This window comes from Streptomyces sp. TOM-9 (genome assembly GCF_056858595.1).
Genome location: NZ_JBXEQB010000001.1, coordinates 8,445,658 through 8,462,679, shown reverse-complemented (window position 1 = coordinate 8,462,679; position 17,022 = coordinate 8,445,658). Strand labels below are relative to the sequence as shown.

Genomic DNA, 17,022 nt, shown 5'->3' with positions numbered 1-17,022 from the left:
CGTGACCGATGTACGTACCGCCCGGCCGGCGTCGTGGACCGGTTCCCGCCTGCGCGCCGCCCCCGGTGGGGCGCTGGCGCTGGCCGCCCTGGTACTGGTGACCGCGTTCCTCGCGGCGGCGCTGCCCCGCACCGTCGAGGCGTACGAGGACGCCGCGCTGCGGGACACCCTCCGGCGGGCCTCCCTGACCGACCGCAGCGTCACGGCCACCTTGGACCTGTCGTTCTCCGGGGTGCGGGGCGGTGGCGGTTCGCCGTTCCAGGCGAGGGAACTCGCCAGGACCGAGGACATGTTCCGGAGTGTGGTGCGGCCGCCGCTGGCCCTGGACACCGCGCAGACGGTGTACGGGGTGCGCAACGCCGAGGCCGCGGCGGCGACCGATCCCGGCCTGCCCCGGCCGACCAGGGACCGCGATCCGCGGGCGACGCTCATCTCCCAGCCGGCCCTCGCCGCCCGCTCCCGGCTCGTCGCCGGGCGCATGCCGGCGTCCACCGCCGGGGAACGCGAGGTGGAGGCGGTGGTCACCGCGCGGACCGCGAAGGTGATGGGCCTGCGCGCGGGTTCCGCGGTCCACCTGATGGACACGACCGGGGCCGGGCTGACCGTGCGGATCACCGGGATCGTCGAGCCCCACTCGCCCGGCGAGGCCTTCTGGAACGCCGAACAGGACCTGCTCGCCCCGACCCTGGTGAGCGTCCCCGGCCCGCCGGGTGAGGACCCGGAGCACTACTGGCACTTCACCGCGCTCATCGGCCAGGACGCCGGAGGCGTGGTGCTCGACCTGCCGGAGGGCGCCCGCCTGTACTGGCACCACCCCGCCGACGTCGGCGCGTTGAGCGCCCACGACGTGCCCGCGCTGCGCGACCGGCTGGCGTCGCTGTCGGGCGGACCGGACTCCACCCAGCTGCGCATACTGACCGGAAGCCAGGCGGTCACCGTGGGTCAGGACGGACTCGCCGCGCTGCTGGGGCCGTTCGTACGGGAGCGGGAGGCCGCCGCGCCACTGGTGCTGATCGCGACGGTGGGCGTGGGCGCCGTGGCAGGAATCGTGCTGCTGATGGCGGGCGGCCTGTCGGCGACCCGTCGCCGGACCGAGCTGCGGCTGCTGCGGGCGCGCGGGAGCAGCCTGAGGGGTCTGTGCGCGCGGCTGCTGACGGAGAGCGCTGTCGTGGTCGTCCCGTGCACGGCGGCCGGGGTGCTGCTCGCGCTGCTGCTGGTGCCGGCCGAGCGCTCCGCCACCTCCCTGCTCGCCGGGGTGCTGGTGGCGGCGGTCGCCGTTCCGGCGCTGCCGCTGCGGGCGGTGGCGCTCGTCCGCCGGGTGGGCCCGGAGCGGCGCGACGACCTCGTGCACGCCCGGCCCTCACGCCGCCGGGCGGTGGCGGAGCTGACGGTGGCGGTCGTCGTGACCGGTGCGGTCGTGGCGCTGCGGCGCAGGGGCACGGCGGACGGCGGAGCGGACGTGCTGACCGCCGCGGCACCGGTGCTGGTCGCGGTGATCGGGGCGCTGGTCCTGCTCCGGCTGTACCCGCTTCCGTTGCGGCTGCTGTCCCGGCCCGCGGCCCGGATGCGGGGCACGGTGCTGTACCTGGGGCTGGCCCGGGCCGGCCGTACGCCCTCCGCCACGGCGCTGCCGCTGGTGGCCGTGCTGGTGGCGCTGGCCGTGACGTCGTTCGGCGGCTCGGTCCTCACCGGCGTCGAGAGCGGCCGCGACCGCGCCGCCACGCGCGCGGTCGGCGGCGACGCCCGGATCGAGTCCCTCACCACGCTCCCTGAGGGGCTGGACGCGCGGGTCCGGCGGGTGCCCGGCGTGCTCGGCACCTCGCCCGTGAGGATCGAGACGGGTCTGTCGACGGCGCCGGCCGGTACCTCCTACGACCTGGTCGTCGTCGATCCGGCACGCTACGCCGCCCTGGTGGCGGCCACGGGCGTCGGCACCCCCTTCCCCGCCGCGACACTGGAGGGCGACGGCAGCGGGCCTCTCCCCGCGATCGTCTCCCCCGCGCTGGCACGGGAGTTCGGCAGGACGACCGTGTCCGTGCAGGCCTTCGCCGGGGCGACCCCGGTGCGCACGGCCGCGGTGCGCGACGTGACGCCCGCCGTCCTGGGCGGCGAGTTCGTCGTCGTCTCCGCGGCCGGCCTGGCCCGTACGCACCCCGAGACCGCCCGCTCCCCCGTCCAGGCCGCGACCGCGCTCTACGTGACGGGGCCGCGGCTGGACGGACGGGCGCTGAACGCCGCCGCGCGCGCCGCCTCGGCCGACCTGACGGTGGCCCTCCGCTCCGAGGAACGTGCGTCGTTCACCTCCTCGGCACTCCAGACCGGCGCCCGGCGGGTCTACCTGGCGGCGGTGGCGGCGGGCGCGGGCTACAGCGCGCTGGCCCTGTTGCTCTCCCTGATGGTGCACACGCCGCAGCGCAAGGCGTTGCTGGCGCGGCTGCGGACGATGGGCATGACGGGCCCTCAGCGGCAGTGGCTGGCCGTGCTGGAGATGCTGCCGCAGGTCCTGCTGGGAGCCCTGGGCGGCATCCTGGTCAGCCTGGCCACGGTCCCATTGCTGCGTCAGGGGGTGGATCTGACCGCGCTCGCCTTCTCCGCGGCCGCGCCGGTGACCGGGGTGTCCGGGACGGTGCTGCGTACGGACCCGCTGTCGCTGCTGCTGCCGTCGGCCGCGCTGGTGGTGCTGGCTTGCGTGGTGCTGGCGGGGCAGGCGTGGCTGACCGGGCGACGGGGAGAGGGAACGGAACTGCGGATGGGGGAACGGGAATGAGCCAGGACACACCGGGGACGGCGGCACGGAGCGGTGCGACGCTGGCGGACCTGGAGCGACGCGTCGCCGAGAGCCGGGAGCGGCCCGTCTACGGGCATGACGCGCTGATCGTCTGCGACCGGCTGGTGCGGATCTTCACCGCCCAGGGCGTGGAGGTCCAGGCCCTGCAGGGACTGGACCTGCTGGTGCAGCAGGGCGAACTGATGGCCCTGGTCGGCGCCTCGGGCAGCGGCAAGTCCACCCTGCTGAACATCCTGGCCGGGCTGGACACCCCCACCGCGGGCGCCGCCTCGGTCGCCGGCTTCGACCTGCTCGCCCTCGACGCCGGCGACCGCCTGCGCTACCAGCGCGAGGTCGTCGGCTTTGTCTGGCAGCAGACCTCACGCAACCTCCTGCCCTACCTGACCGCCCTGCAAAACGTCGTCCTGCCCATGCGGCTGTCCGGCCGCGTCAAAGGCCGCAAAGCGCGCACCGACCGCGCCACCGAACTGCTGGACCTGATGGGCGTCGGCTACTGCGCCGACCGCCGGCCCCAGCAGATGTCCGGCGGCGAACAGCAGCGCACCGCGATCGCCGTCGCCCTGGCCAACCACCCCTCCCTGGTGCTCGCCGACGAACCCACCGGGCAACTGGACTCCGCCACCGGCGAACAGGTCTTCGGCGCGTTCCGCACGGCGAACAAGGAACTCGGCACGACCATCGTCGTCGTCACCCACGACCAGGCCGTGGCCACCGCCGTCGACCGCACCGTCGCCATCCGCGACGGCCGCACCGCCTCCGAAGTCGTCCGCCGCACCAGCGTCGACGACGAAGGCCGCACCACCGTCCACGCCAGCGAATACGCCACCGTCGACCGCTCCGGCCGCCTCCAACTCCCCCGCGACTACACCCACGCCCTCGACATCCGCAACCGCGTCATGCTCGAACTCGAACCCGACCACATCGCCATCCGCCCCGACCACCCCGAAGAGGAAACCGGCAACCCACCCGGTTCCTGACCGGACCTCACATCAGCAGGCGTGCGGGCAGTCCCGTCTCACGCACCGCTCCACCGCTCCCGGGCTCCAGGCGGTGCAGGGTCGGGCCCGGTCGTTCCGCGACGACCTCCGTGAGCTCGCCGTCGGTGAACAGGGCCGCGGTGTTGCCGCCGCAGGGTGGACGACGTCCTGGGAGAGGACGAAGGAACGCAGGTCCCGGTGGTCACGGCGGAAGAGCGGCAGGTGGGCTGGTTCGCAGTCGCGCGCGGCGAACGCCGCGTGGAAGTCCTCGACGTACGACTGCGCGTCACCACTGGCGGTGGGCACGAAGCAGACCTTCGGGCGGCGCCGCCCGGCGGTGCGCAGCACGTATGCGTCGAGCGGCGACCCGGGCGCCCAGGAGAAGCCGCCGCCCAGCAGCACGATCCTTCTCTTCGCAGTCATGCGGGCATCCTTGACGGCCACTCGGCGGGCGACACCTCCTGCCCCGGACCAGCGCCGGAACGGCCCCCGGCGTGGGCGGACCAACGACTCTGACGCGAAGCCCGACTCATGTCAATATGTATTCCTAATTTAGGAGAATCCCGGAACGCGGCGTGCCCAAAACCTTGACAGGCCCTTCCCGGCGGGTGCATGTTCGGCAACGTTGTCATCGCGATGGCAACGTTGTCATCGCCTCGATGATGCCAGGCCGCCTCCTCATTGAACATCCCTGAACGGAGCCGTTGTTCATGCCGGACCAGTCCTCCCTGCCCTCCCGACGCGCCGTACTCTCCACCGGCTCCACCCTCCTCGCGGGGTTCGGGCTCGGCATGGCCTTCCCCGCCGCCGCCACGGCACAGACGCGCTCCTCGAACCCGGCCGGTGCGCGGAGCGAACTCGCCGCGTACCGCCCGGTCACGGTGTCCTCCACCGACTACGCCCCCACACCGGCCGAGTTCGCCGTCGACGGCCTCGACCGGGTCGGCGTGCGGGGCTCCGGATGGCGGGCCGCCGCCGGCGACCCCCAGTGGATTGCCGTCGACCTCGAGGCCCTGTGCGAGGTCGGGTCGGTCCGCCTCACCTTCGAGGCGACGGTCGACGACCCGCCGTTCACGCCCGGGACCGGTGGCAACCCCCGCGACAACACCACCGGCCAGGAGGTCCTGTCGAGTTGCGCGGTCGCCTTCGTGATCGAGACCTCGCGCGACGGGAAGTCGTGGACCGTCGCGCACCGCACCGAGGACGGCAAGGGCGGGGTCGTCGAGATCGCCCTGCCCCAGCCCGTCACCGCCCGCTGGGTGCGGATGACGGTCACCAAGCGCTCCAACGCCAACCCGCTGGGCCTCAACGGCTTCCAGGTGTACGGCACCCCGCGCGGCCACCGCCCCGAGGCCACCGGCTGGACCGACTGGGGCACCCACCACCGCACGCCCCCGGCCCTGGAGGTCGCCGACGACGGCACCGTGCCGCTGGAGTCCGGCTGGGACCTGACCATGGACGACTGGGCGGGCGGCAGCGCCGCGGAACTGTCCGCGCCGTCCGTGGACACCAGCGCCTGGCTGCCGGCCACCGTGCCCGGGACCGTCCTGTCCTCGCTCGTGGCCGAGGGCCACCTGCCCGACCCGGTCGCCGGCTTCGCCAACCTGCACATCCCCGAGGCCCTCTCCCGCCACTCCTGGTGGTACCGGCGCGAGTTCCGCCTGCCCAAGGGCCTGCGCACCGGGGCCGGGCGCCGCGTCTGGCTGGAGTTCGACGGGGTCAACCACGAGGCGGACGTCTGGCTCAACGGCAAGCAGGCCGGCACCCTCACCTTCCCCTTCGCCCGGGCCGCCTACGACGTGACCGGGCTGCTGGCGGCGCAGGGCCCGCAGGCCCTCGCGGTCAAGATCAGCCCCATGCCGTTCCCGGGCAGCCCCGGCGACAAGGGCGCGGCCGGCCTCGCCTTCGTCGACGCCGGCGCGAACATGATGAACCGCAACTCGCCGACCTACCTGGCCTCCTCCGGCTGGGACTGGATGCCCGCGGTGCGCGACCGGGCCGCCGGCATCTGGAACCACGTACGGCTGCGCTCCACCGGCGACGCCGTCCTCGGCGACCCCCGCGTCGACACCGTCCTGCCGGACCTGCCCGACACCCGCACGGCCGAGGTGACCATCGTCGTACCGCTCCGCAACGCCGCAGCGGAGGCCAGGTCGGTCACCGTCACCGCCGCCTTCGACGGCGTGCGTGTGCAGCGGACGGTCACCGTGCCCGGGGGCGGCAGCACCGACGTCGTCTTCGACCCGGCCTCGGACCCGAAGCTGCGCCTGCGGAACCCGAAGCTGTGGTGGCCCAACGGCTACGGTGAGCCGGAGCTGCACCGGCTCACCCTCACCGCCTCCGTGGCCGGGCAGGAGAGCGACCGGCGCACCACGCGCTTCGGCCTGCGCCAGTTCGGCTACGAGTACGACACCCCGCTCACCTTCCAGTCCGGCTCCGACGCCTACGCGCAGACGGTGACGTTCACCCGGCGGACCGCCCGCTACGTGCGGATCCTGTGCCGCACCCGGGCCACCGGCTGGGGCTCGTCGATGTGGGCCCTGTCGGTCGCCGACAGCACCGTGCCCGACCTCGACCTCGCGCTGCACAAGGAGGCCACCTCCTCCTCCACCGACGACCCGTCCAACCGGCCCGGCAACGTCACGGACGGGGACCCGCACACCCGCTGGTCGTCGGCGTTCGAGGACGACCAGTGGGTCCAGGTCGACCTGGGCTCCGCGGTCCCCTTCGACCGCGTCGTCGTCACCTGGGAGCAGGCCTACGCCGAGACGTACACCGTCCAGGTCTCCGACGACGGCGACGACTGGACCGACGCCGCGTCCGTCGACAACGCCGCTGTCCCGCTGCCCTTCCAGACCTCGGGCGCGGCGAGCCTGCAGGACGTGGAGATCGCCGCGACCACGGCCCGCTACCTCCGGATCCTCTGCCACACGCGCGCCACCAGCTGGGGCTCGTCCATGTGGGGCCTGTCGGTGGTCGACAGCGGTACGCCCGGCACCGACCTGGCGCTGCGCAAGGAGGCCACCGCCTCGTCCTCCGAGGGCGACGGCAGCGGTCCGGGCAACGCGGTGGACGGCAAGCCCGGCACCCGCTGGTCCTCGGCGTACGAGGACGAGCAGTGGATCCAGGTCGACCTCGGCTCCGCGGTGCGGTTCGACCGCGTCGTCATCACCTGGGAGCAGGCGTACGCCAGGACCTACACCGTCCAGGTCTCGGACGACGGCGACGAGTGGACCGACGTGAAGTCCGTCGACAACTCCACCGTCCCGCTCAAGATCAGCGTCAACGGCGTCCGGGTCTTCGCCCGCGGCGGCAACTGGGGCTGGGACGAACTGCTGCGCCGCATGCCCGCGGACCGCATGGACGCGGCCGTGCGCATGCACCGCGACATGAACTTCACGATGATCCGCAACTGGGTGGGAAGCAGCAACCGCGAGGAGTTCTACGCCAGTTGCGACGAGCACGGCCTGCTGGTGTGGAACGACTTCCCCAACGCCTGGGCGATGGACCCGCCGAACCGCCAGGCCTTCCTCGACCTGGCGCAGGACACCGTGCGGCGCTACCGCATCCACCCCAGCGTCGTGGTGTGGTGCGGCGCCAACGAGGGCAACCCCCCGGGCCCGGTCGACGACGGGATGCGCTCCGCGGTGCGCGCGGAGGCGCCCGGGCTGCTCTACCAGAACAACTCGGCGGGCGGCATCGTCTCCGGCGGCGGGCCCTACGGCTGGGTCGAGCCCGAGCGGTACTACTCCGCGTCCACCTACGGCAGCGGCAGCTTCGGGTTCCACACCGAGATCGGCATGCCCGTCGTGTCGACCGCCGAGACCATGCGGCGCATGGCCGGCGACGAGCCCGAGTGGCCGGTCGGCGGCGTCTGGTACCACCACGACTGGAGCACCCGCGGCAACCAGGCCCCGCAGAACTACCGCGCGGCCATCGAGGGCCGGCTGGGCACGGCCGAGGACCTCGACGACTTCTGCCGCAAGGCGCAGTTCGTCAACTACGAGAACTTCCGCGCCATGTTCGAGGCCTGGAACGGCCGGCTGTGGGACGACGCCGGCGGCCTGATGCTGTGGATGTCGCACCCCGCCTGGTACAGCACGGTGTGGCAGACGTACGACTACGACTTCGACGTCAACGGCGCCTACTACGGGGTCCGCAAGGCCGCCGAGCCCGTCCACGTGCAGGCCGATCCCGTGACCGGGAAGGTCGTGGCGGTCAACCACACGCCCGCGGCCCTCAAGGGTGCGACGGTGTCCGCGCGGCTGCTCGACCTGTCGGGTCATCCGCTGTCCGCGGAACGTCGCGGCACGGTGGACGTGGCGGCGTCCGCGAAGGCGGAGGCGTTCACCGTGGCGTGGACGGACGGCCTGCCGGACTTCCACCTGCTGAAGCTGAGGCTGACGGACCGTCACGGCGACGTGCTGTCCGAGAACGTCTACTGGCGCTACCGCAAGCCCGAGCACATGCAGGCGCTCAACAAGGCCGCACGGACCCGGGTCCTGGCCGACGTCACGGACACGGACCTCTCGGGCGACCGCCACGGGCTGACCGCGCGGCTGAGCAACCGGGGATCCACGGTCGCCGCCCTGGTCCGGCTCTCCCTGCTGGACTCCCGTACCGGCGACCGGGTGCTGCCCACCCTGTACAGCGACAACTACCTGTGGCTGCTCCCCGGTGAGAGCCGCACGGTGACGCTGTCCTGGCCCGCCGGGGCGCTGCCGTCGAAGCGGCCGAAGCTGCGGGTCGACGGCTACAACGTGTCGCCGGTCACCGCGCAGCCGTAGGCCCTGCCGCCGCCGTGGCGGTCACCTGCCGGGTGACCGCCACGGCGATGCGGCGCGCCGGGAACCCGTCCCACATCGCGGACGTCTGACAGGAGGTGACGACTTCTCCAGCCCTGATGCGCCCGGCGCGGTTCGGCGACCTGGCGGCCATCGTGGACGTGCACACGCAGGCGCGTGCCGCGTACTACCAGGCGGGCGGCCTGCCCGGTTCCGAGATCGACAGCCCCGACGGGTGGGCGCGCCGCCGCGCGTCCTGGGCGCACGCCATCCAGTCGAGCGCGACGACGGTGCTGTGCGCCGTCGAGGACACCGAGGTGGTCGGCGTGGTGGCCATGGGGCCGCCCAAGGAGGGCGCGCAGGCCCCGCCGGCGTGCGGTGAGCTGCACTGGATCCACGTACGCCCCGACCGCTGGGGCCGCGGCGTCGGGGGACGGTTGCACGCCGAGTTCGTGCGCTTCCTGCGGGACTCCCACCTGGAGACGGGGCTGCTGGACGCCTGGGAGCGCAACAGCCGCGCCCTCGCCTTCTACACCCGTCACGGCTGGGTACCGCAGGGCGGTCGCCGCCCCGGCCCCGGCGGCGCCGACTTCGTGCGTCTCCGTCTCGACCTGCGTGCCGGCGTGTCCGCCGCCGCGTCCGCGGCCGGTACCGTGCCGCTGGCCTGACCGGCGGCGCCTGGCATCCTGTCCGGTGTGCTGATCAAGGGGTACGACCACGGGCCGCTGACGGCCGGTGAGCCGCTGACGGACCGGCCCGGCTTCTGGGCGAACCACCTCCTGGGGTGGTGCGAGGCCGGGCCGGACGGCGAGCGTCCCGAGCCGGAGTGGTTCGGGGACGACGGGGCCGACACCGATGCCCTGGCCGAGGTGCTGGACGACGAGCGGGCCTGGCCGGTCCTCAGGGTGCCCTTCGGGGACGGCCACTGCGTCGTCCTGGTCCACCGGAACCTCGACGGCGACGCCGGGCTGGACTACCTGCTCACCCACCCCGGCTGGGTCCGCGCGGAGACCCTGTTCTCGTACGCCGGCGACGCGTACGGACCCGGTCTGCGGTGGCGCCAACTGGTGCACGTCGCCGACGCGGTACCGGGTTCCGGCCCGGACGAGGGCCTGTCCGATCCCGCCGCCCGGCTGCTGCTCCTGCTGCCCGTGCTCACGGACGGCCGGCGGCACGCCGCGGAGGCCCTGGCGCGGATCGCCGCAGCGCTCACGGCGGTCGGCGCGCCGCAGGAGACGGCGGCGCTCGCGGCCCGGTGCCTCATCGGCGGGCCGGGGGACGGGATCTGGCACGACCCGGCGTGGGGTTCGCCGCTCAGCGGTGGCGGTTCCCGTACCGGGGAGGGCGAGGGGCGGCCGGGCCCGGAACCGTTGCCGGGCCTCGGCGTGACCGCCGCCCAGGGGGAACGGCTCGCCCGCGCCCTCGGGGTCAGTGGGCCATGGACTTGACCCATTCCTCCACGGTGACGACGTCGGCCTGCCGCGGGAACACCTTCTCCGTGAGCACGCGGTGCACCTCCGGGTCGGCGTCCAGGCATCCGTCGGACAGGACGGTGAGGCCGTAGTCGAGGTCGGCCGCCTGGCGCAGCGTGGACAGCACCACGCCTGAGGTGGCGATGCCGGTCAGGACGAGGCTGTCGATGCCGCGCGCCCTCAGGACGACGTCCAGGTCACTGCCCGCGAAGGCGCTGACGCGCTTCTTGGTGACGACGACGCCGCCGGGGGCGGGCGCGACGTCGGGGTGGATCTCGGCGCCCGGGTCGCCCGCGGCGAAGCCGCCCGCCTGCGCGAGCGCACCGAAGGTCTTGTTGCGGGGGCTGATCTCCGGGTGCCCGGCGCGGAAGCCGATGACGACGTGGATGACGGGGACGTCCGCGGCACGCGCGGCGTCGATCGCGTCACGCACCCGGGGCAGGTAGCCGGCGTCCCCGGTGAAGCGGTCGGTGATGGCTCGCTGGACGTCCATCACGAGGAGTGCGCTGTGCGCCATTCTTGCTGTCCTTTGTCCGTGCCGTTCATGCCGTTCGGGTCTTTCGGGTCGTTCGGGTCGTTCGCGTCGCCGCCGGGACGGCTCGCCGCGGGGGTGTCGCGGCGGCCGCGCAGCGCCGAGGCGAGCGCGGCGATCAGGGCCATGACGGTGGCCGCGCCGAAGACGGTGACGAGTCCGTGGTGGAAGGGACCGGAGACGAGCGTGGGGAAGAAGGCCGTGCCGGTCAGGACGTGCACCTGGTGCTCGGGCAGGGTGCCGAGGACCCCGCTGGGCCCGAGCAGGTGGCCGATCGGGTTGTCGCCGAGGAAGGTGGCGAACAGGGTGCTCACCGGCGGCAGTCCGGCGACCTGCTCGGCGGTGCCGGCGGGCACGCCGTTCGCCCGCAGTCCGTCCGCGAGCGTCTGCGGCAGCGAGCCGGCCAGTCCGGCGATCATCAGCGAGAAGCACAGGCCGATGGAGAGCGCCGTACCGGAGTTCTGGAAGGTGGAGCGCATGCCGGAGGCGACGCCGCGCTGATCCGGCGCGACGCTGCCCATGATGGCCGAGGTGTTGGGGGCCGAGAACATGCCCTGCCCGATGCCGCTCACCAGCAGCAGTGCCGCGAAGGCGGGGTAGGGGAAGTCGACCGGGAGCGCGAGCAGGCCGACGAACGCGGCCGCCACGAGGACCAGTCCTGTGGTGGAGAACAACCGGGCGCCGAAACGGTCCGACAGGTATCCGGACACCGGCCCCGCCACGAGGAAGCCGACGGTCAGCGGCAGCATGAACAGGCCCGCCCACAGGGGCGTCTGCTCGAAGTCGTAACCGCGCAGCGGCAGCCAGATGCCCTGCAGCCAGATGATGAGGGTGAACTGCAGGCCGCCGCGGGCGATCGCGGTCAGCAGCACCGCCACGTTGCCGGCGGCGAACGCCCTGATGCGGAACAGGCCGAGCTGGAACATCGGTTCCGCGACCCGGGTCTCCGCGACGCAGAACGCCACGAGCAGCAGCACGCCCGCCGCGAGGCCGCCGAGCACCCAGGGGTTGGTCCAGCCCGTGGGGTGGCCGCCGTAGGGCTGGATGCCGTACGTGATGGCGGCGAGCAGCCCCCCGGCGCCGGCGGTGAAGGTGAGGTTGCCGATCCAGTCGACGCGCCCCGGCTTCCGCGCGCCGGTCTCCCGCAGGCTGCGGTACGACCAGACGGTGCCGACGATGCCGATGGGCACGCTCACCCAGAACACCGCGCGCCAGTCGATGGTGGCCAGCAGCCCGCCGGCGATCAGCCCGAGGAACTGGCCCGCGAGCGCGGTGATCTGGTTGATGCCCAGCGCCATGCCGCGCTGCCGGGTGGGGAAGGCGTCGGTGAGGATGGCCGCAGAGTTCGCGGTCAGCATCGACCCGCCGACGGCCTGCACGATCCGGAAGCCGATCAGCCACAGGGCGCCGCCCCCGCCCCTGAGCGGGTCGAGGGACAGGGCGAGCGAGGCGCAGGCGAAGATCGCGAACCCCATGTTGTACATCCGGACCCGGCCGAACATGTCGCCGAGGCGGCCGAGCACGACCACGAGCACGGCGGAGACCAGCAGGTAGCCCAGGATCATCCAGAGCAGGTAGCCGATGTTGCCGGGGGCGAGCGGGTCGAGGCCGATCCCGCGGAAGATGGCCGGCAGGGAGATGATCACGATCGACGCGTCGATCGTCGCGATCAGCACGCCGAGCGTGGTGTTCGACAGCGCCACCCACTTGTAGCGGCCGCCGTCGACGTCCGCGCTGGTCACAGCTGCTCCGCCAGCCGGTCCAGCAGGGGCAGCGCGTCGACCAGCTGCCGCCGCTCCTGCGCGGTGAACTGCCCGCCCAGCACGGCGGCCAGGCGCAGCACCGACTCCGACCGGCGGTCCGCGAGCACCTTGAGCCCCGCCTCCGTCACCGTCATCACGACGCGCCGCTTGTCCTTCGCGTCCGGCCTGCGGCTCACCAGCCCGCGTTCCTCCAGCCCGGCCAGCGTCGTCGCCATCGCCTGCGGGCGCACCCGCTCCAACTCGGCCAGCGACCCCGGCGAATCCGGGCCGTCCCGGTCCAGCCGGGCGATCACCGACACCTCCGACAGCGTCACGTCCCCCACGGCGTGCGCCTGGCGCAACCGCCGCGCGATCCGGCCCACGCTCAGCCGCAACGCGGCCCCGACCTCGGTCGGATCACCGGCTTCGAGTGCCTTCGCATCCATGAGTAGTAACAATAGATTAATCAATCTGATGTAACTATCTGGTTCCGGTCAAGACCGGACCAAGAGGTGGCGGCCTCCAGGCGCCCGGGACCGGGCGGGGCGCCGGGGGACCCCCGCTTGCGGAGGGCACACAGGCAGCGCATAAGGTTAGGCTCGCCTAATACTTCAAAGGCGAACCACGTACAGGAGTCTCCACATGTCTCTTCGGCGCCGCGGCACAGCCGCCGTCGCTGTCGCCATCGCCGCCGCGCTCTCCCTCGCGGCCTGCGGTGGATCCAGCAGCAACGGGAAGGAGGGCAGCGCAGCCGCCTCCGCGACCGCCGGGTCCAAGGACTCCAAGTCCGTCGCGCAGGGCGGCGAGGACTTCGGGGACGCCGCGGAGAAGACCGCGGCCATGGGCACCACCGCCAAGCCGGGCGAGTGGCCGCGCACCATCACGCACGCCATGGGCAGCACCGTCGTCAAGGCGCAGCCGAAGCGCGTCGTCGTCCTGGACGTGGGCGAGCTCGATAACGTTGTCTCGCTCGGCATCAAGCCGGTCGGCCTCGCGCCCACCGAGGGCTCGCCTGAGCTCCCGTCCTACCTCAAGGGCGCCGCGGGCAAGCCCGCGAACATCGGCACCATCAACAGCCTCAACCTCGAGGCGATCGCCGCGCTCAAGCCGGACCTGATCCTGGGCAGCCAGCTGCGCGCCGCCGACTCCTACGACGAGCTGTCGCAGATCGCGCCGACCGTCTTCTCCATCCGCCCCGGCTTCACGTGGAAGGAGAACTACCTCCTCAACGCCGCCGCGCTGGACAAGACCGCGCAGGCCAAGGCGAACCTCGACGCGTACGCGAAGAAGGCGGAGGCACTCGGCACGAAGCTGGGCGCCGACAAGCCGACCGTGTCGATGGTGCGTTACATGCCCGAGGGCAAGATCCGCCTCTACGCGAACGACTCCTTCATCGGCACCATCCTCAAGGACGTCGGCATCCCGCGGCCGAAGAACCAGGACATCGAGGACCTGGCCGCCGAGATCAGCGCCGAGAACATCGACCAGGCCGACGCCGACTACATCTTCACCGGCGTCTACGGCGACCCCAAGGCCACCGAGAAGTCCAAGGCCCAGGGCAACCCGCTGTGGAAGAACCTGAACGCGGTCAAGGACGGCCACGCCTTCGACGTCCCGGACGAGACCTGGTACCTCGGGCTCGGGGTCACCGCGGCCAACGCGGTCCTCGACGACCTGGAGCAGCGCCTCACGGCGTGAGCCCGCGAGGCCACCGAGAGCCGTACGCCGGGCGCCCGTACGACCCGCAATCCGCAACGCGGAACCCGGAAAGAGAGAGTGAGCGCGGCGCATGGCGCGACCGACCCGTCGCCGTATCGCCTGGCTGGTGGGGTGCGCGGTGATGCTGCTGATCGCCGTCCTGCTGAGCCTGGCCGTCGGCAGCCGACAGATCGCCCCCGGCGAGGTCATCCAGGCCCTGCTGCACGGTGGCACCAGTGACGACGCCCAAGTGGTGCGGGCGTTGCGCGTGCCGCGCACCGTCATCGGGGTGCTGGCCGGCGCCGCCCTCGCCGTCGCCGGGACCGTGATGCAGGGCGTCACCCGCAACCCGATCGCCGAACCCGGCATCCTGGGCGTCAGCCAGGGCGCGTCCGTCGGGGTGGTGTGCGCGATCGCGTTCCTCGGCGTGCACACCCTCACCGGGTACGTCTGGTTCGCCTTCGTGGGCGCGGCGGTCGCGGCGGTCGGCGTGTACGCCGTCGCCGCGGGCGGTTACCGCGGCGCCTCCCCCGTGAAGCTCGCGCTGGCGGGCGCCGCGATGAACGCCTTCCTCGCCTCCGTGGTCGCCGGGATCGTCACCACCGACGCCCACGCACTGGACGAGTTCCGGTTCTGGCAGGTCGGCTCGATCAGCGGCCGCGGCAGCGACGTCATCGGCCAGATCTGGCCGTTCGTGGCGGCCGGACTGCTGCTGGTCGCGACGATGGCCCGGGGCCTGGACGCGCTCGCGCTCGGCGACGACGCCGCCAAGGGCCTCGGCCACAACGTGGCGCTGCTGCGCGTCCTGGGCGCGGTGGGGGCGACCGTGCTGACCGGCGCGGCCGTGGCCGCCGTGGGGCCGATCGCCTTCACCGGCCTGGCCGTTCCGCACATCGCCCGGGCCCTGGTCGGTGCGGCACACCGCTGGGTGCTGCCGGTGGCCGCCCTCCTCGGGCCGGTGATGATCCTCGCCTCCGACGTGCTCGGCCGTATCGTCTTCCCGCCCTCGGAGGTACCGGTGGCCGTCATGACCGCCCTGCTCGGCGTGCCGTTCCTCATCGCGCTGGTGCGGCGCCGGACGGTGGTGGCCGCATGAGCCGCGCGACCGCGCCCACGGCCTCGCCGACGCCCACGCCCACGCCCGCCCGGCTCTCCGTACGCCCGGCCGGGCACGCCCTGTTCCGTCCCGGACGGGGCAGTTTCCTGGTCCACCGCCGGGCGGTCCTCGCCGCCGTCGTGCTCGCCGTGCTGCTGCTCGCGGCCGTCGTGCTCTACCTCTGCGTCGGCGAGTCCTTCGTCTCCCCGGTGGAGGTCGTCAACGTCCTCCTCGGCCGTCCCAGCCCCGACCAGCTCGTCGTCGGCACGCTGCGACTGCCCCGCCTGGTCGTGGGCCTGCTCGCCGGGGTCGCCTTCGGCGTCGCCGGGGCGCTGGTCCAGGCCGTCGCGCGCAACCCGCTGGCCAGCCCCGACGTCATCGGCGTGACCCACGGCGCGGGCGCCGCGACGGTCGCCGCGATGAGCTTCGGGCTCGCCTCGCACACCGCGCTCCCGTACGTGTCGATCGCGGGCGGGCTGGCGGCCGCGCTGCTCGTCTACGTCTTCGCCTGGCGCCGCGGGCTCCACGCGTCGCGCTTCGTCCTCGTCGGGATCGGCGTCTCGGTCGCCCTGGGCTCGCTCACGCAACTCTTCCTCACCAAGGGCGACTTCCTCGTCGCGCAGCAGGCCAAGGTCTGGCTGACGGGCTCGCTCAACAGCCGCGGCTACGACCAGGCCGCTCCCCTGGCGACGGTGCTGCTCCTGGCGATCCCCGCGGCGCTCTGGGCGGCCAGGGCCCAGCGCGGCGCCTCCTTCGACGACGACACCGCCTTGGCCCTCGGCATCCGGCTGGACCGGGTACGGCTCGGCCTGACCGCGCTCGGCATCGTCCTGGCCTCGGTGGCGACGGGGGCCACGGGACCGGTCGACTTCGTCGCCCTCCTCGCCCCGCAGATCGCCCGGCGGCTGACCCGTACGGCGCAGATCCCGCTGCTTCCCTCGGCGCTGACCGGCGCGCTCGTGGTCGTCGTCGCCGACCTGCTGGCCCGGCGCCTGTTCTCCCCCGTCGAACTCCCCGTCGGCGTCCTCACCGCAGCGGTGGGCGCCCCCTACCTGATGTGGCTGATCGCCCGCACCCGCAGCCGTTCCGGAGGCACCACCTCATGAGCCGTACCAGCCGACTCACCGCCCGGGAGCTGACCCTGGCGTACGAGGACCGCACCGTCGTCGACGGCCTGGACCTGGAGGTCCCCGACGGGCGGGTCACCGTCATCGTCGGCCCCAACGCCTGCGGCAAGTCCACGCTGCTGCGCGCGCTGGGCCGGCTGCTCAAGCCGCGCTCCGGCACGGTCCTGCTGGACGGCACCGAACTCGCCCGCATCCCCGGGCGGCAGATCGCCCGGGCCATCGGCGTCCTGCCGCAGAGCCCCACGCCGCCGGACGGCATCACCGTCGCCGACCTCGTGGCGCGCGGACGCCAGCCGCACCAGAAGTGGTGGCAGCAGTGGTCCGAGGCCGACGAACGCGCCGTAGCGGAGGCGCTGGAGCACACCGGCACCGCCGACCTCGCGGACCGGCCGGTGGACGAGCTGTCGGGCGGGCAGCGCCAGCGGGTGTGGATCGCCATGGCCCTCGCCCAGGAGACCGACCTGCTCCTGCTGGACGAGCCGACCACGTACCTCGACATCGCCCACCAGGTGGAGGTGCTGGACCTGGTCCGCCGCCTCAACCACGGGCGCGGGCGCACGGTCGTCGCCGTGCTCCACGACCTCAACCAGGCCGCCCGCTACGCCGACCACCTCATCGCCATGAAGGCCGGCCGGATCGTCGCCCAGGGCCCGCCCCGCGACATCGTCACGGCGGACCTCGTCCACGAGGTCTTCGGCCTCACGTCGGTCATCGTCCCCGACCCGGTCACGGGAAGCCCCCTCGTCGTCCCCGGAGTCCCCTGGCAGCCCGCCGCGGCGGACTGACCCCTCCCCCCCCGTCGCACG

13 protein-coding genes are annotated in these 17,022 nt (G+C 73.3%); 9 read left to right on the top strand and 4 right to left on the bottom strand.

Annotated elements, in window-relative coordinates:
- The first annotated feature begins 1 nt into the window (after position 1).
- On the top strand, positions 2 to 2,767 hold the full coding sequence (locus AC1VWI_RS38970) for a hypothetical protein (protein ID WP_499515755.1): 2,766 nt from the start codon (positions 2 to 4) through the stop codon (positions 2,765 to 2,767).
- Positions 2,764 to 3,765: an ABC transporter ATP-binding protein gene (locus AC1VWI_RS38965; protein ID WP_499515754.1), complete on the top strand. Its 1,002-nt coding sequence runs from the start codon at positions 2,764 to 2,766 to the stop codon at positions 3,763 to 3,765. The genes AC1VWI_RS38970 and AC1VWI_RS38965 overlap by 4 nt, the downstream gene beginning before the upstream one ends.
- A 12-nt stretch (positions 3,766 to 3,777) precedes the next feature.
- Here AC1VWI_RS38965 and AC1VWI_RS38960 read toward each other — a convergent pair whose 3' ends face one another.
- Positions 3,778 to 4,188 carry a Type 1 glutamine amidotransferase-like domain-containing protein gene (locus AC1VWI_RS38960; RefSeq protein WP_499515753.1) on the bottom strand — a complete coding sequence of 137 codons (411 nt, stop codon included), beginning with the start codon at positions 4,186 to 4,188 and terminating at the stop codon, positions 3,778 to 3,780.
- Between the two features lie 287 nt (positions 4,189 to 4,475).
- Between AC1VWI_RS38960 and AC1VWI_RS38955 the strand changes: the two genes are divergently transcribed.
- From AC1VWI_RS38955 to AC1VWI_RS38945, 3 genes are all read left to right on the top strand, one after another.
- The gene (locus AC1VWI_RS38955) at positions 4,476 to 8,552 is read left to right on the top strand and encodes a discoidin domain-containing protein (protein WP_499515752.1); all 4,077 of its coding nucleotides are present in this window, start codon (positions 4,476 to 4,478) and stop codon (positions 8,550 to 8,552) included.
- Between the two features lie 95 nt (positions 8,553 to 8,647).
- A complete protein-coding gene (locus tag AC1VWI_RS38950; protein ID WP_499515751.1) occupies positions 8,648 to 9,217 on the top strand; it encodes a GNAT family N-acetyltransferase in 570 nt (189 codons plus the stop codon).
- A 27-nt stretch (positions 9,218 to 9,244) separates the two neighbouring features.
- Complete coding sequence (locus AC1VWI_RS38945) at positions 9,245 to 9,997, top strand: hypothetical protein (RefSeq protein ID WP_499515750.1); 753 nt, start codon at positions 9,245 to 9,247, stop codon at positions 9,995 to 9,997.
- On the opposite strand, the gene AC1VWI_RS38940 is transcribed toward AC1VWI_RS38945, so the two are convergent.
- Genes AC1VWI_RS38940 through AC1VWI_RS38930 form a run of 3 tightly spaced genes read right to left on the bottom strand, consistent with a single transcriptional unit; the run spans position 9,978 to position 12,741 of the window.
- A complete protein-coding gene (locus tag AC1VWI_RS38940; protein WP_499515749.1) occupies positions 9,978 to 10,538 on the bottom strand; it encodes a cysteine hydrolase family protein in 561 nt (186 codons plus the stop codon). The two genes, AC1VWI_RS38945 and AC1VWI_RS38940, sit on opposite strands and share 20 nt — an antisense overlap.
- Positions 10,514 to 12,295 (bottom strand): MFS transporter, encoded by a 1,782-nt coding sequence (locus AC1VWI_RS38935; RefSeq protein ID WP_499515748.1) that lies wholly within the window; start codon positions 12,293 to 12,295, stop codon positions 10,514 to 10,516. The genes AC1VWI_RS38940 and AC1VWI_RS38935 overlap by 25 nt, the downstream gene beginning before the upstream one ends.
- On the bottom strand, positions 12,292 to 12,741 hold the full coding sequence (locus AC1VWI_RS38930; RefSeq protein ID WP_499515747.1) for a MarR family winged helix-turn-helix transcriptional regulator: 450 nt from the start codon (positions 12,739 to 12,741) through the stop codon (positions 12,292 to 12,294). Before AC1VWI_RS38930 ends, AC1VWI_RS38935 begins: the two co-directional genes overlap by 4 nt.
- A gap of 196 nt (positions 12,742 to 12,937) precedes the next feature.
- Here AC1VWI_RS38930 and AC1VWI_RS38925 point away from each other — a divergent pair, with 196 nt between their 5' ends.
- From AC1VWI_RS38925 to AC1VWI_RS38910, 4 genes are all read left to right on the top strand, one after another.
- Positions 12,938 to 13,993: an ABC transporter substrate-binding protein gene (locus tag AC1VWI_RS38925; RefSeq protein ID WP_499515746.1), complete on the top strand. Its 1,056-nt coding sequence runs from the start codon at positions 12,938 to 12,940 to the stop codon at positions 13,991 to 13,993.
- A gap of 91 nt (positions 13,994 to 14,084) precedes the next feature.
- Positions 14,085 to 15,089, top strand: coding sequence for a FecCD family ABC transporter permease (locus AC1VWI_RS38920; RefSeq protein WP_499515745.1), 1,005 nt, complete (start codon positions 14,085 to 14,087; stop codon positions 15,087 to 15,089).
- Complete coding sequence (locus AC1VWI_RS38915) at positions 15,086 to 16,195, top strand: FecCD family ABC transporter permease (protein ID WP_499515744.1); 1,110 nt, start codon at positions 15,086 to 15,088, stop codon at positions 16,193 to 16,195. The genes AC1VWI_RS38920 and AC1VWI_RS38915 overlap by 4 nt, the downstream gene beginning before the upstream one ends.
- Positions 16,192 to 17,001 carry an ABC transporter ATP-binding protein gene (locus AC1VWI_RS38910; RefSeq protein WP_499515743.1) on the top strand — a complete coding sequence of 270 codons (810 nt, stop codon included), beginning with the start codon at positions 16,192 to 16,194 and terminating at the stop codon, positions 16,999 to 17,001. Before AC1VWI_RS38915 ends, AC1VWI_RS38910 begins: the two co-directional genes overlap by 4 nt.
- Positions 17,002 to 17,022 lie beyond the last annotated feature (21 nt).